This window comes from Caballeronia sp. LZ008 (assembly GCF_031451435.1).
Classification (GTDB): Bacteria; Pseudomonadota; Gammaproteobacteria; order Burkholderiales; family Burkholderiaceae; genus Caballeronia; species Caballeronia zhejiangensis.
Map to the genome: position 1 here is coordinate 220,115 of NZ_JARUXK010000002.1, position 14,776 is coordinate 234,890.

General features: G+C 63.8%; 14 protein-coding genes. 6 read left to right on the forward strand and 8 right to left on the reverse strand.

Annotation, left to right across the window (positions count from 1 at the left end; genetic code table 11):
* Nucleotides 1-91: 91 nt before the first annotated feature.
* Nucleotides 92-2,149 (forward strand): secretin N-terminal domain-containing protein, encoded by a 2,058-nt coding sequence (locus QCE49_RS15360; protein ID WP_250459627.1) that lies wholly within the window; start codon nt 92-94, stop codon nt 2,147-2,149.
* Here the strand turns inward: QCE49_RS15360 and QCE49_RS15365 are convergent.
* From QCE49_RS15365 to bluB, 3 genes are all read right to left on the reverse strand, one after another.
* A complete protein-coding gene (locus tag QCE49_RS15365) occupies nt 2,132-3,382 on the reverse strand; it encodes an RNA polymerase sigma factor (RefSeq protein ID WP_250459637.1) in 1,251 nt (416 codons plus the stop codon). The two genes, QCE49_RS15360 and QCE49_RS15365, sit on opposite strands and share 18 nt — an antisense overlap.
* Nucleotides 3,379-3,750 carry a YciI family protein gene (locus QCE49_RS15370; protein WP_008345811.1) on the reverse strand — a complete coding sequence of 124 codons (372 nt, stop codon included), beginning with the start codon at nt 3,748-3,750 and terminating at the stop codon, nt 3,379-3,381. Before QCE49_RS15370 ends, QCE49_RS15365 begins: the two co-directional genes overlap by 4 nt.
* A 97-nt stretch (nt 3,751-3,847) precedes the next feature.
* Nucleotides 3,848-4,501 carry a 5,6-dimethylbenzimidazole synthase gene (gene bluB, locus QCE49_RS15375; protein WP_008345813.1) on the reverse strand — a complete coding sequence of 218 codons (654 nt, stop codon included), beginning with the start codon at nt 4,499-4,501 and terminating at the stop codon, nt 3,848-3,850.
* A gap of 189 nt (nt 4,502-4,690) precedes the next feature.
* On the opposite strand from bluB, the gene QCE49_RS15380 reads away from it, so the two are divergent.
* The 3 genes from QCE49_RS15380 to QCE49_RS15390 are packed head-to-tail and all read left to right on the forward strand — an operon-like array spanning nt 4,691 to nt 5,963.
* A complete protein-coding gene (locus QCE49_RS15380) occupies nt 4,691-5,173 on the forward strand; it encodes a type VI secretion system tube protein TssD (RefSeq protein WP_008345816.1) in 483 nt (160 codons plus the stop codon).
* 15 nt (nt 5,174-5,188) lie between these two features.
* Nucleotides 5,189-5,707 (forward strand): DUF2778 domain-containing protein, encoded by a 519-nt coding sequence (locus tag QCE49_RS15385; protein ID WP_250459640.1) that lies wholly within the window; start codon nt 5,189-5,191, stop codon nt 5,705-5,707.
* Nucleotides 5,688-5,963, forward strand: coding sequence for a hypothetical protein (locus tag QCE49_RS15390; protein WP_250442176.1), 276 nt, complete (start codon nt 5,688-5,690; stop codon nt 5,961-5,963). Before QCE49_RS15385 ends, QCE49_RS15390 begins: the two co-directional genes overlap by 20 nt.
* 131 nt (nt 5,964-6,094) lie before the next feature.
* On the opposite strand, the gene acnB is transcribed toward QCE49_RS15390, so the two are convergent.
* The 3 genes from acnB to QCE49_RS15405 all read right to left on the reverse strand — a co-directional run bounded on the left by acnB (nt 6,095) and on the right by QCE49_RS15405 (nt 11,596).
* Nucleotides 6,095-8,680 carry a bifunctional aconitate hydratase 2/2-methylisocitrate dehydratase gene (acnB, locus tag QCE49_RS15395; protein ID WP_250459642.1) on the reverse strand — a complete coding sequence of 862 codons (2,586 nt, stop codon included), beginning with the start codon at nt 8,678-8,680 and terminating at the stop codon, nt 6,095-6,097.
* Between the two features lie 219 nt (nt 8,681-8,899).
* Nucleotides 8,900-11,257, reverse strand: a complete 2,358-nt coding sequence (locus QCE49_RS15400) for a type VI secretion system Vgr family protein (protein WP_250459644.1) — start codon at nt 11,255-11,257, stop codon at nt 8,900-8,902.
* A gap of 60 nt (nt 11,258-11,317) precedes the next feature.
* A complete protein-coding gene (locus QCE49_RS15405) occupies nt 11,318-11,596 on the reverse strand; it encodes a hypothetical protein (protein WP_250459645.1) in 279 nt (92 codons plus the stop codon).
* A gap of 296 nt (nt 11,597-11,892) precedes the next feature.
* Between QCE49_RS15405 and QCE49_RS15410 the strand changes: the two genes are divergently transcribed.
* Nucleotides 11,893-13,566: an Nramp family divalent metal transporter gene (locus tag QCE49_RS15410; RefSeq protein WP_250459646.1), complete on the forward strand. Its 1,674-nt coding sequence runs from the start codon at nt 11,893-11,895 to the stop codon at nt 13,564-13,566.
* Between the two features lie 21 nt (nt 13,567-13,587).
* Here QCE49_RS15410 and QCE49_RS15415 read toward each other — a convergent pair whose 3' ends face one another.
* Together QCE49_RS15415 and QCE49_RS15420 are read right to left on the reverse strand one after the other, a co-directional pair.
* A complete protein-coding gene (locus QCE49_RS15415; protein ID WP_033535677.1) occupies nt 13,588-13,773 on the reverse strand; it encodes a DUF2934 domain-containing protein in 186 nt (61 codons plus the stop codon).
* 98 nt (nt 13,774-13,871) lie between these two features.
* A complete protein-coding gene (locus QCE49_RS15420) occupies nt 13,872-14,333 on the reverse strand; it encodes a GNAT family N-acetyltransferase (RefSeq protein ID WP_250437819.1) in 462 nt (153 codons plus the stop codon).
* 189 nt (nt 14,334-14,522) lie between these two features.
* Here QCE49_RS15420 and QCE49_RS15425 point away from each other — a divergent pair, with 189 nt between their 5' ends.
* A complete protein-coding gene (locus QCE49_RS15425) occupies nt 14,523-14,711 on the forward strand; it encodes a hypothetical protein (protein ID WP_250459647.1) in 189 nt (62 codons plus the stop codon).
* Nucleotides 14,712-14,776 lie beyond the last annotated feature (65 nt).

Below are 14,776 nucleotides of genomic sequence, written 5' to 3' on the forward strand. Positions count from 1 at the left end.
ATCGCCCGCCGATTTGACAACTTTCCCGATCCAAGACCGTTTTCGCCGCGCCCTGTCGCGATCTCTTGCAAGAACCGCATTCGTCGCGGGGATGACTTTCCTCGTTGCGTATCCGCGTGCGCCGTTCGCCGCCGTCGTGATGAATTTTTCGCATGCCGATATAAACGAGGTCGTGCGCGCGATCGGACTCGCCACGGGCAAGACGATCATCGTCGATCCGCGCGTGAAGGGACAACTGGATCTCGTCTCCGAGAATCCGGTTCCCGAAGACGAAGCGCTCAAGACGCTGCAATCCGCATTGCGTATGCAGGGCTTCGCGCTATTGCAGGATCACGGCGTACTCAAGGTCGTGCCGGAATCGGAAGCGAAGGTTCAGGGCGTGCCGACCTATGTCGGCAATCAGCCCGTCGCGAAGGGCGATCAGATCGTCACGCAGGTATTTCAGCTTCGCAGGGAGTCCGCGAACAGTATCCTGCCGACGCTGCGGCCGCTGATTTCCCCGAACAACACGATTGCCGCCAACCCGAGCAACAACACGCTGATCGTGACCGATTATGCGGATAACGTGCGCAGGATCGCGTCGATCATCGCGGGCATCGAAGGGGCGTCGAGCCCGCATATCGCGGTCGTGCAGCTCAATTTCGCGGATGCGACGGCCGTCTCGCAACAAGCGCAGAAGTTGCTGGATCTGAACGGCATCGGCAACAGCGATCCGACGCAGAAGGTCGTCGTCACGCCGGACGCGAGAAGCAACGCGGTCGTGCTTCGGTCGAGCGGCGCCGCGCGGCTGTCCGACGCCGAATCGCTGATCGTCAAGCTGGACACGCCGACGCGCGCGCCGGGCAACATTCATATCGTCAGCCTGCGCAACGCCGACGCCACCGATATCGCCAAGACGCTGCGACGGATTCTCGGCCAGACAGGCGGCGGCGATTCGCAATCGGGCTCGGGCAACGGCGGCGGCAATCAAAGCTCGTCGGGGCTTCCGAGCAGCAACGGCACGCTGCCGCCGCTGCCGGGCGGCACGGATTCGGCATCGTCGGTGAGCGCGACGTCATCGTCGGCGTCTTCCTCGAAAAGCCCTTTCGGCGGGATGCAATCGCGCTCGGGCGATGACAAGGACGAGCAAGGAAGCGGCGAAGTCGTCGCGGACGTGTCCACGAATTCGCTCATCATCACCGCGCCCGAACCGGTGTTCAGAAACCTCGCCACCGTGATAGCGCGGCTCGATCAGCGCAAGGTTCAGGTGTATATCGAATCGCTCATCATCGAAGTGGCTTCCGACAAGGAAGGCGAATTCGGCATCGAATGGCTGACGGCTGCGGGGCTGCAGTCCGTCGCCGCGACCACGACGAACGTCGGCCTGGTCGCGGGATTCGGCAATATCCTCGGCACCAAGGGCCTGTTCCGCGCATTGCAGTCGAACTCGGATGTCAACGTGCTGTCGACGCCGAGCCTCGTCACGCTCGACAATCACGAGGCGCGCATTCTCGTCGGCACCAATGTTCCCATCGAGTCCGGGTCTTATTCGACGAACACGACGAGCTCGTCATCGGTATCGGCGTTCAACACGTACGACCGCAAGGATGTCGGCGTGATGCTGAACGTCAAGCCGCAGATCAATCAGGGCGGAACGCTGACGCTGCAGGTCTATCAGGAAGATTCGAGCGTGCAGAACGGCACGGCGGATCAGGCGGGCGGCTACAGCATCGACAAGCGCTCGCTGCAGACGACCATTCTCGCGGACGACGGCCAGATCGTCGTGCTCGGCGGACTGATCAGCGACAACTACACGAACGGCAATTCCCGAATCCCGTGGCTTTCGAAGATTCCGGTGCTCGGATCGCTATTCAGGCACGAGACGAAAAGCCGGCAGAAGACGAACCTTCTGATCTTCCTGAGGCCGGTGATCGTTCGCGACGCGTCGCAGCTTCAGGCGATCGCCGCGGATCGCTACGGCTACATGCAGGCGCGCTCGGCCACGTACAAGAGCGACAACTGGCTGGAGAAGGACGACACCGTGCCGGCGCTGCCCCACATCGATGGATACGATCACGGCGACGGAACCAACGTGGTCGATCTGACGCATGTGCGAAACGCGGCGCAGCCCGCGACGCCTGGAACCGAGCGTTCATCGCCCGCCCGCTGACACCGCGGCGCGCCTGCGCTGCAAGAACCGGCGCACCGCCGGATCGCGCTCCAGTCCGATCGCGAGATCGTAGGCGGCGAGCGCCTCGTCCGTCGCGCCGACGCGAGCGAGCAGATCGGCGCGCGCCGCCCAATACGGCTGATAGTCGGCGAGGCGCGGATCGTCCGCGTAGGGCGCGAGCGCATCGAGCGCCGCCCGCGCGCCGTCGCGTTTCGCCAGCGCGAGCGCGCGGTTCACCGCCACCACCGGCGACGCCGCGATCCCGAACAGCGCATCGTAGAGCTGCACGATCTCGTCCCAGTTCGGCCGATGCGTGCGGCAGCGATGCACATGCGCCGACTGCAACGCGGCCTCCAGCTGCAACCGTCCGATCGCGTTGAAAGCGTTCGCGCGCCGCAGCAGCCTGTCGGCTGCGTCGATCATCGGCGCGTTCCATGTCGACGGATCCTGAGCCGACAGCGGCACGTAGTCGCCTGCCGCATCGCGTCGAGCGTCGCATCGCGCCTGGGCGTAGAGCATCAGCGCAAGAAGGCCGAGCGTCTCCGGTTCATCGGGCAGCAAGTCGACGAGCAGATGCGCGAGAAACAGCGCCTCGCCGGTCAGATCGCGCCGCGCGGCATCGCCGCCGAGCGGATCCGTCCATCCTTCGGCATACACCGCGTACACGGCTTCGAGCACCGCGTCGAGACGGCCCGGCAAGTCTTCGCGCTCCGGCACGCTGAACGGAATGCCGGCTTCGCGGATCTTGTTCTTCGCGCGCACGAGGCGTTTGCTCATCGCGGCGGGCGACATGAGAAACGCGGAAGCGATCGTCTTCGCTTCGAGCCCGAGCACCACTTGCAGCATCAGCGGCGTGCGGATCGCGGCCTCGAGCGCGGGATGCGTGCACGCGAACAGCAGCCCGAGCCGCCGGTCGGGCAATGCGCCGGCTTCGTGCTCGTCGATTTCGCCGGAGAGAATCGTCAGTTGATGCGCGACGTCGTCACCGACCCGGCGATGGCGCGCGCCGTCGATCGCCCGGCGGCGCGCCACCGTCATCAGCCACGCTTCGGGATTCGCCGGGCAGCCGCGCTTCGGCCAGTCCGCGAGCGCGGCCGCGAACGCGTCGGCGAGCGCGTCCTCGGCTGCGGCGACGTCGCGCGTACGCATCGCCAGCAGCGCGACGAGCTTGCCGTAACTGCGTCGCGCGACCAATTCCGCTACCGCGCTCGCGCCGTCAGCGGGCTCGCTCATCCGGCGGATGGCGCATCGTAAGGCGCGGTCCACACCGGACGCACTTCCATGAGGCCGTGCGCCGCGCCGGGACAGCGCGACGCCCACGCGATCGCCGCGTCGAGATTGGGCACGTCGATCAGGTAATAGCCGGCGAGCTGCTCCTTCGTATCGGAAAACGGCCCGTCGAGCACTTGCGGTTTCCCGTCGACGAGCCGCACCGTCGTGGCCGTGCTCGTGTGCTGCAGCCGGTTCGCGCCGACGAGCGCATCCGCCTTCTTCAACGATTCCGTGTACGCCTGATACGCGGCGACGCCCTGCTGCCGCTCGCTGTCGGTCATCTGGTTCCAGCGGTTTTCGTCCGAATAGATCATCAGCAGATAGTGCATGTGAGCCTCCGTCACAAGGTCGATGCGGCCGGATCATCCGGGCGCCATCACGATGACGCGCGGGCCGTGCGCCGATGGACAGATATCGCGAAAAAATTCATCCGTCCTTCCGAGACGGCCACGTATTCTCGAAGACGCATTCCTCTGTCGAACGGCGCGCCGCCCAACGCTCGCTTTCGAGCATCGGCGCATCGTAGAAGCGTTCGACATGCCCGACGCAAAGAATGGCCACGGGCCGCGCGCCGGCGGGCATGTCGAGCAGCGCGGCGACTTCCACGGGATCGAACAGCGAGACCCAGCCCATTCCCAGCCCTTCGGCACGCGCCGCGAGCCACATGTTCTGGATCGCGCACGCGACGGAAGCGAGGTCCATCTCGGGCAGCGTGCGCCGTCCGAAGACATGATGCTCGCGGCCGTCCATCAGCGCCATCACCAGCACTTCGGCGCACTCGCGCAATCCTTCCACCTTGAGCCGCATGAACGAATCGCGGCGTTCGCCGAGCGCATCGGCGGTCAGCACGCGTTCACGTTCGACCGCATCGCGCAACCGCGCGCGTAGGTTCGCGCAGGTAATGCGCAGGATGCGCCACGGCTGCATGAAGCCGACGCTCGGCGCGTGCAGCGCGGCGTCGATGAGGCGCTGCATGACGTGCGGCGACACCGGATCGCCGACGAAGTGACGCATGTCGCGACGCTCGCGGATCGCGCGGTAGACGGCTTCGCGATCGGCGTCGCTGAAAGCTTTTTCCATGGATGTCGGCAGGGTTGGGCTGATGGATTGGGGATGATATCGGGGCGGCTCGTTTTCGTCCGCGACGGCGACAGAATCATGCGCTGTCTACTTCGCCACTCAATCGACCTTGTTAAGAAAAAGCGTATTGCGCTGTTGATGTGTCTTACTCCATTGTTTGGGCTTCCCAACGAATTAAGCGAAACAACCATGCCGATTCCCGCATACATGTGGCTGAAGGACGATGGCGGTTCGCCGATCAAGGGCAGTGTCTCCGTGCAAGGGCGCGAGGGCAGCATCGAGATCATCGGCTTTGGACACGGCCTGACGCTTCCGGTCGATGGCAACGCCGGCAGGATTACCGGCACGCGCATACACGCGCCCATGTCGATCGAAAAAGAGTTCGATGCGGCCAGCCCGTATCTGTACAAAGCGGTTGCCAAAGGGCAAACCCTTCGATCTGCCGAGATCAGGTTCTATCGGATCAATGACGCGGGCCGGGAGGAAAACTACTTCACGATGCTGCTGGAGGGCGTGAAAGTGGCCGGCGTTCATCCCGGTTTCGCGAACACGAAGATCGCCAGCATGAGCCCGCTCAATCACGTCGAGGCCGTATCGCTCATGTATGACAACATCACCTGGCACTACCTGGACGGCAACATCAAGTTCTCCGACGCGTGGACGGAACGCTAGGCTCGGGGGAACGAGATGGCTCTGCAGGGCAAGTTCGTGGTCGATAATGCGCCGATGCTGACGCTTGTCATGGCTGGTGTCGGGGCGTTTCAGGCGTTTTCCGGGAACGATAACTATCGCAACCGCGGGGGTTGCACTGCGATGCGCGGAGCAGGCCCTATCCCTGCCGGCAAATATTGGATCGTGGAGCGTCCGGCCGGCGGGATCAAATCTCAAGCTCAAGCGTGGGCGAAAGACGCATGGAACACTGTAACCGGGAATCCATCCAGCCACGGCGACTGGTTTGCTCTTTACCGGGATGACGGGCTGATCGATGACTGGACTTGGGTAAATGGAATCAAGCGCGGCAACTTTCGCCTTCACCCGATCGGTGGCCAAGGCGTTTCATATGGTTGCATTACGCTGAAGAGCCGGGCAGATTTTCAACGACTTCGCCAAGCCCTTTTACAGACGACATCCATTGCGGCAGGCACTTCCGGACTGCAAGCGTATGGCTGGATCGAGGTGATCACTGTTGGCAACACTTGTCCGTAAGCTAATCAAGGTAGCGCTTTTCAGCGGCCTGTTTCTATTGGCGGTGCGTTACGTGCACACTTATCCGTTGCCGATGACCGAATCGCAACAGCACGTCCTGCTCGTCATCGCTGACTCAGTGGGCGTCGAGGATGCGGAGATGCTCTACATTCTGTCCATGACGACAGTCGACCTGCTTGTGGCCATCGTCGCCTATAAGGTCATCATGAAACTCTGGCGTCGCCGACATACGGGGCGAACAAGTGAACGCGCGTAGAAAACGGGCGCGCACATATGAGGTAATCCATTCGACGACCCTCGCGCAAAAAAAAGCGCCGCGGGCGTTCAGCCCGCGGCGCCATTGCGCGACGCTACGACGAAACCGCTCGCCGTAGCCCGACAGCACGCTTACATCTGCACGGTGTCGGCGACTTCCTTGAAGTCTTCGATCTGGTCGAAGTTCATGTACTGATAGATCTTGTCGCCATTGGCGTTGAGCACGCCCATGTCGGCCATGTACTCTTCCTTCGTCGGAATTCTGCCCAGACGCGAGCAGATGGCCGCCAATTCCGCCGAGCCGAGATACACGTTCGTGTTCTTGCCGAGACGATTCGGGAAGTTGCGCGTCGACGTCGACATAACCGTCGCGCCTTCGCGCACCTGCGCCTGATTGCCCATGCACAGCGAGCAGCCCGGCATTTCGGTGCGCGCGCCCGCCGTGCCGAACACGCCGTAGTGACCTTCCTCCGTCAGTTGCTTCTGGTCCATCTTGGTCGGCGGCGCGACCCACAGCTTGACGGGAATGTCGCGCTTGCCTTCAAGCAGCTTGGACGCCGCGCGGAAGTGACCGATGTTCGTCATGCACGAACCGATGAACACCTCGTCGATATTCGCGCCGGCCACGTCCGACAGCGTCTTCACGTCGTCCGGATCGTTCGGGCAGGCCACGATCGGCTCGTGAACGTCTGCCAGATCGATTTCGATGACGGCGGCGTATTCGGCATCCGCATCCGGTTGCAGCAGTTGCGGATCGGCGAGCCATGCTTCCATAGCCTTGATGCGGCGCTGCAGGCTGCGCGGGTCCTGATAGCCCTGCGCGATCATCCACTTCAGCAGCGTGATGTTGCTGTTGAGGTACTCGATGATCGGTTCCTTGTTCAGATGCACCGTGCAACCGGCGGCCGAACGCTCGGCGGACGCATCCGACAGTTCGAACGCCTGCTCGACCTTCAGATCCGGCAGACCTTCGATCTCGAGGATGCGGCCCGAGAAAATGTTCTTCTTGCCCTGCTTGGCCACGGTCAGCGTGCCCGCCTTGATCGCGTACAGCGGGATCGCGTTGACGAGATCGCGCAGCGTGACGCCCGGCTGCATCTTGCCCTTGAAGCGCACGAGCACCGACTCCGGCATGTCGAGCGGCATCGTGCCGGTGGCGGCCGCGAAGGCGACGAGACCCGAGCCCGCCGGGAAGCTGATGCCGATCGGGAAGCGCGTGTGCGAGTCGCCGCCGGTGCCGACGGTGTCCGGCAGCAGCATGCGGTTCAACCACGAGTGGATCACGCCGTCGCCCGGACGCAGCGCGATGCCGCCACGGTTGCTGATGAAGTTCGGCAGCGTTTGATGCGTCTTCACGTCGACGGGCTTCGGATAAGCCGCCGTGTGGCAGAACGACTGCATCACGAGGTCGGCCGAGAAGCCGAGGCACGCCAGGTCTTTCAGTTCGTCGCGGGTCATCGGGCCGGTGGTGTCCTGCGAGCCGACCGAGGTCATCTTCGGTTCGCAATACGTGCCCGGACGCACGCCTTGGCCTTCCGGCAGACCGCACGCGCGGCCGACCATCTTCTGGGCGAGCGAGAAGCCACGGCCGCTGTCAGCCGGCTGCTGCGGCAGGCGGAACAGCGTCGACGGAGCCAGACCCAGCGCTTCACGCGCCTTCGCCGTCAGTCCGCGGCCGATGATCAGCGGAATGCGGCCGCCGGCGCGCACTTCGTCGAACAGCACGTCGGACTTGACCTGGAACTCGGCGATCACTTCGCCGTTCTTCAGCGCCTTGCCCTCGTACGGACGCAGTTCGACGACGTCGCCCATTTCCATCTTCGACACGTCGAGTTCGATCGGCAGTGCGCCGGCATCTTCCATCGTGTTGTAGAAGATCGGCGCGATCTTGCCGCCCAGGCACACGCCGCCGAAACGCTTGTTCGGGATGAACGGAATGTCTTCGCCCGTGAACCACAGCACCGAGTTGGTGGCCGATTTGCGCGACGAACCCGTGCCGACCACGTCGCCCACATACGCGACCAGATGGCCCTTCTCTTTCAGCGATTCGATGAACTTGACCGGACCGCGCTTGCCGTCTTCTTCCGGCGTGATGCCGGGACGCGCGTTCTTCAGCATGGCGAGCGCATGCAGCGGGATGTCGGGGCGCGTGGTGGCGTCCGGCGCGGGCGAGAGGTCGTCGGTGTTGGTTTCGCCCGTCACCTTGAACACGGTGATGGTCAGGCTCTGCGGCACTTCCGGACGGCTCGTGAACCATTCGGCGTCGGCCCAGCTTTGCAGCACGGCGCGCGCGTTGGCATTGCCCTTGTCGGCCAGTTCCTTGACGTCGTGGAACTGGTCGAACATCAGCAGGGTTTTCTTCAGCGCGTTCGCTGCCACCGTGCCGACTTCGGCGTCGGAGAGCAATTCGATCAGCGGCTGAATGTTGTAGCCGCCCAGCATCGTGCCGAGCAGCTCGGTGGCGCGCGCGCGCGAGATCAGCGCGCAGGCGGTCTCGCCCTTGGCCACGGCGGCAAGAAAGCCCGCCTTGACGCGCGCGGCTTCGTCCACACCGGCGGGCACGCGGTTGGTAATGAGATCGAGCAGAGCCTGCTCTTCGCCTGCGGGCGGGTTCGTCAGCAGCTCGACCAGTTCGGCGGTCTGCTGCGCCGTCAGCGGCAGCGGAGGAATACCGAGCGCGGCGCGCGCGGCTACATGAGCACGAAAGTTTTCCAGCATGGGGGGACCGTTGCCTTTGCGTTTCAGTGAAGGCTTTGCAAACAAGCCGGGATGTTCTGGGCACTGCGTTGCCCGCTATTCTAATTGCGACGCTGCGTTGCGTCAAACGTCTTATGTCTTATGTCTTATATAAGACTTGGCGGACGCGGGAAGGCCGGTCGTGTCGGGCCATATCGAAACGGTCATCGCATCGCCGTTCGAAACGGGAACCATGGCGCGCTAGTTCTGAAGAATCTTGCTTCCCTTCATCACGATGTCGCTATCCGCCGTCACGCTGATCTTGCCGCTGCCCTTGAGGCTGATGTCCTTGCCCTTGATCTGGATCGTGCCGTCCTTCTTCATGACGATGCTGGCATCGCCCGTAACGAGACTGATCGATTCGTCCGCGTTGATCGTGAGGTTCTTGCCCACCTTGAGCGCGTCATCCTCGCCGACGGACGTCGTGCGCCCTTTCGCCACCGTGCTCGACTGCGCGCCGTCGATCGACTCGCTCGCGTCCTTCGCGACCGACACCGTCTGCCCGCCGCCGACGCTGAGCGACTGATCGCCCGTTACGCTCGTCGCCTGGTTGCCGCCGACGCTCACGGTCTGATCCGAACCCACCGTGACGGTCTGGCCGGAGCCGACGCTGACCGTCTGACTCGCACCGATCGTCTCCGTGTGATACGCGCCGACCGTCACCACCTGGAACGCGCCGATCGTCACCTCCTGCGCCGCGCCGACGGTAATCGTCTCGTTGATCCCCACGCTGTGCGTGCGTTGCAGGAGAACCGTCGCGGTCTCGCTCGCCTTCACGGTCTTGGTGCGGTTCGCGCCGATCGTGATGCTCTCGTTCACGCCGACCGTTTCCGTGCGGTTCATCACGACGTCGATCTTCTCGTTGTTGCCCACGGTTTCGGTGCGGTCGTGCTTGACGACCGTCGTTTCGTCGTGATCGATGTTCTTCTTGCGGTCATGCCCGACCCAGTGCGTCTCGTCGTTCTCGACTTCGATGTCCTGATTCTTCTCGGCATGAATGAGCACCTGCTCGGCGCCCTTCTTGTCCTCGAAACGCAGTTCGTTGCAGTTCGCGCCGCTTCCGCCTTTGCTCGACCGGCTCTTGATGCCCGACTGCGTCATGTTCGCGGGCAGATCGTAAGGCGGCATCTGTTCGGCGTTGTAGACGCGTCCCGTGATGATCGGCCGGTCGGGATCGCCTTCGAGAAAATCGACGATCACTTCCTGGCCCATGCGCGGAATCGCGATGGCGCCCCAGCCCTTCCCCGCCCAAGGCTGCGATACGCGGATCCAGCACGAACTGTTCTCGTCGCGCTTGCCCTGCCGGTCCCAGAAAAACTGCACTTTCACGCGGCCATATTGATCGGTGTAGATTTCGTCGCCCCCCGGCCCGACCACGACCGCCGTCTGCGGTCCCTGCACGAACGGCTTGCGCGCCGTGCGGGCGGGCGCGAACGCCTGCTTCGCGTCGATCGCGGAGAACCAGCATTCGCAGCGATTCGCCTGCGCGCCGTCGAAGGCTTCGTAATCGGCGAGTTCGATCTCGTAACGCGTGCGCGTCACGAGATATTGCGTGTTCTGGTCCGCGCGCGGATGCCGCGTCAGCTTGAGCAGCGCGCCCGCGCGCACGTTCTTGCTGTTGGTGCGCGCCTCGACCTGATGCCAGTTGATGCCGGGATCGTCGGGCACGCTGCCTTCGATGCGCCATTCGTCCGCACGCGACTTCGCGCGGCTCTCGCCGTGATCCGCTTCCACATAGCCGCCTGGATAGTCGAAATGTTCGAGCCCGGAGAACGCGTCGAAGCCCTGCATGTGCTTCGCGGCCTGCTTCTGCAGCGGCCGCGACGGGTGCTTGAAGTCGTAATCGGTGAGCAGCCAGTTATGCGTTTCGATCGCGCGATGCGTGCGCCACTCGCTGACGAATTCGATGTCGGGCGCCGCCGCCTGCACCGCGCCGTACGGCAGCGATTCGCAGCCCGCGACGCTCTCGTGCGCGGCGAGCGTATCGGTCAGGATCAGCGACTCCTTGCCATCCTTGTCCTGAAACCAGTAGTAGATGCCTTCGTCTTCGAGCAACCGGCTCACGAAGTTGAAGTCCGATTCGCGATACTGCACGCAGTATTCGCGCGGCGGATGCGCGCGCGTGCTCGCCTTCCATTTGATCTCGCCGAATTCGAGCCCTTTGTAGACGGGATCGGCGAACACGGCCTTCACGATCTCTTCGACCGTCTTGTTCTGAAAGATGCGGCAATTGCTGCGCCGCGAGAGCAGCCACAGCCACGGCCGCACCGCCGCCTCGTAGATGTGGAGCCGTCCGCGCATGCCCGCTTGCCGGAAGCCCACGACATAGCCGGCGAACACGCGCGGCTTCGCCTTCGGCACGTTGAGCGACACGCTCACGCGCTTGCCGAGGATGCGGCTGAAGTCGAGGTCCGCGCGCTTCGAGACGAGCGTCAACTCGATGCGTGGCATGCGCCCGAGTTCCGCGCGCGCGGAAAGGCTCAGAAAGCGCAGGTCGTCGCCGAGCGGCGTGTCGACGCTCGCGAGCGGCTTCTGCGCTACGGCATCGTTGCTGGCCATCGGCGCACCGGCCTCGCGTTCAGCCGACGCGCTTCGCAGCGCCGCGCAGCGAAATGTCCGTCACCATACGATCCTCCGTCCCGATCCGCATCCGTCGCGCGCCTCGTGCGTGCGATCCACCGAATAAACGAAACGCGCCTGAGGTTTTTGAAGTCCGCGCTTCGCATGCACGGCGACGCCGCGCGTTGAAAGGTTCGCGCGCGTGCCTTCAAGGGCAAACATTTCAGCGCCACGCGAGCCGGAATTATTTTCGCGCAACGGACATTCATCGCTTGACGCGGTTTTCAACCGGTCCATAAAATCCACAATCTTCAACGATTGGGCGAATGCCTTGGACACTTGCAGTAGTCGACCTTCGAACGAAATCTCCGCCTGAGCGACTCACGTCCGCGCCTTTTCAACGCCGCCGTTTGTCACCCAGGCAAGCGGTGCGCGCCGTAGTACTTCGCAGTCACTCAAACGTGCACCTCGATCCGCCCCAGATGGCGTGATGCCGCCGTGCGTCCGCCGTCTGGTTCTGCCGCCGCCTCGCAGTCGGCCGTGCGCGCGCGCCTGTCGCCAAGCGCGCGCATGCGGTCATCCGCGGGCCGGACGGCGGTCAAGTCAGATAAACAATATTTGCCACGGGGTGCATCATGTCCACGCCAACCAACGTCTCTCCACCGGGCGTCCCGCCACGCAGCGCCGTGCTCGACGATGCGCACGTCGGCGATATTCGCGGCGCCTTCGGCTCCATCGCGCATCACGACACGGCGCCGCGCGGGTCTTGGCGGGCGCGTTTGCGCACGCTTCTCGCGATACTCGGGCCGGGCCTCATCGTGATGGTCGGCGACAACGATGCAGGCGCGTTCGGCACCTACACGCAGGCGGGCCAGAACTACGGCACGAGCTTGCTCTGGACCATGCTGCTGCTCGTGCCCGTGCTGTACGTGAATCAGGAGATGGTGCTGCGTCTGGGCGCAGTGACGGGCGTCGGCCATGCGCGGCTGATCTTCCAGCGCTTCGGCAAGTTCTGGGGCGCGTTCAGCGTCATCGATCTGTTCCTGCTCAACGCGCTGACGATCGTCACCGAGTTCATCGGCATCACGTTCGTGCTCGATTTTTTCGGGCTGCCCAAGGTCGCGGGCGTCTGCGTCGCGGCCGCGCTGACGATGGCCGCCGTCAGCACCGGCGACTTCCGCCGCTTCGAGCGCTTCGCGGTCGTGCTATGCGTGCTGAGCCTCGTGCTCGTGCCGGTGCTCGTCGCGATACATCCGCCGGTGTCGCAGATGACGCGCGATTTTCTCGTGCCCAACTGGCCCGCGCACGCGAAGCTGTCGGACGTGATGCTGCTCGTGATCGGCATCGTCGGCACGACGGTCGCGCCGTGGCAGCTCTTTTTCCAGCAGAGCTACGTGATCGACAAGCGCATCACGCCGCGCTTCATGAAGTACGAGAAGGCCGATTTGTGGATCGGCATTGCGTTCGTGCTGATCGGCTCGGTCGCGATGATGAGCTTCACCGCGGCGCTGTTCGCCGGGCATCCCGAGTTCGGCAGCTTCACCGATGCCGGCGGCGTCATCGCCGGCCTCGAAAAGTACGCGGGCCGCACGAGCGCGACGCTGTTCGCGGTCGCGCTGCTCGACGCGAGCATCATCGGCGCGGCGGCCGTGTCGCTGTCGACCGCGTACGCCATCGGCGACGTCTTCAAGATCCGGCACTCGCTGCATCGCGGCGTGGCCGACGCGAAGGGCTTTTATCTGGTCTACTTCGGCATCGTCGCGCTCGCGGCCGCGATCGTGCTGATTCCGGGCAGCCCGCTCGGCCTGCTGACCGAAGCGGTGCAGACGCTCGCGGGCGTGCTGCTGCCGAGCGCGACCGTGTTCCTGCTGCTGCTTTGCAACGACCGCGCCGTGCTCGGTCCGTGGGTCAACTCGAAGAAGCTGAACCTGTTCACGGGCTCGGTCATCTGGGTGCTCGTGATGCTGTCGATCATCCTGACGGCCGCCGTGATGTATCCGGACATCAGCGGCGAGACGATCATCGGCGTGCTCGCCGGCGGCACCGTTCTGGCGATCGCCGGCTTCGCGGCGAGCGTGCTGCTGCGTCGCGTGGGCGCCTTTGCACAAACGACGAAGACGGCGCAAGCGACGCACACGAGCGTCGATCGCGCGCAACGCGACACATGGCGCATGCCGCCGCTCGACACGCTCGCCCCGCAGAAAATGACGCTCGCCACGCGCATCTGGATGGGCGTGCTGCGCGGCTATCTGGTGATCGCCGTCGGGCTCGTGATCTTCAAGGTGCTGCAGATGACGTTGCTGAAATGAGCGCGCGCTTGCGACGCGACGCTACTTGATCGTCGCGTCGCCGTGTGCCTCTGCTTCGCGCCCGGACTGATCCGGCCCGTCCTCTGCTTCGATCGACGCCTGCGCCTGTTGCCAGAACTCTTCGGCGCGACCATCCGGACTGCCTTCGCGCTCCCAGATCTCATACGCACGTCGACGGATGCGGTCCTGCTCTTTCTGTTCGTCCACGATTCCCTCCCGGTTGCGCGATTTCGCCGCTCGCGCTTGCGTTGCGCATGTGCGCTCACCGGCAAAGCAACCGGCATGCCGCATGCATCTTTTGAAAGTCAGACGGAATCGAGCAGCGTTTTTTCGAAGCACACGGCGCCGCGCTCATCGGCCGGCGTGCGGCGATACCCGCTGGCTTCGCAAAAGTGCGATGCATTCGACTCGCCCGGCGTCGTCACGACGCAGACGGTGTGATAGCCGAGCAGACGCGCTTCCTCTTCGAGATACGACAGGATGATCGCTTCCAGCCCGCGATACTGCGGGCGAACGTAGAGCCGCATCAGTTCGGCGGCGTGATAGCTCTGCCGCCGGATCGCGCCGCATCCCATTGCTTCGCCCATCGCGTTGCGCGCCACCACGTAGCGCGCGCGGATGCTCCGCAGATCGTCATCGGCCACGCACTGCTGCCCGCTTTCGCCCGTCAGCGCCGCGTGATAGGCCGAGCGTTCGTCGCACAGAATGCGCGCGTCGAGCGAGTCCGGATCTTCGCTGCCGATATAGACGGTTTGGGAGTCGTCCATGCTTGCCTCGGATGAATGAAGTCTCGTGCTCCTTTCAGCAACGAGCATTCCGCGAAAGCATCGACGCGTCGTGTTCCATAAGGACGGGTTACGGACGACCGACCGCTAAGTTTTCGGCCCACAGCCGGACCGATAATGCATCTGCTATCGACCAAGGCCTTCTCCTCTCACGGGTCACGAGAAACCGCGATGCACGACGACCACGACAAGATCACGCTACTGGCCATTCCGCCATCGCAGGGACACATATGGTCGGGAAAGTTATTCGTCGGCAAGGAAGAAATCGGCGAAGTCTTCGGCCAGGCATTGAGCGACCTCGAAGACGCCGCCAACGAACTCGGCTTCCCGCTGGACCAGATCCGCTGCGCGACTGGCTGAAGCGGGAACCACCGCGCATCGCTCACGTCTGAGACGGGAAATACGGCTGCATGACATCGGCGTTT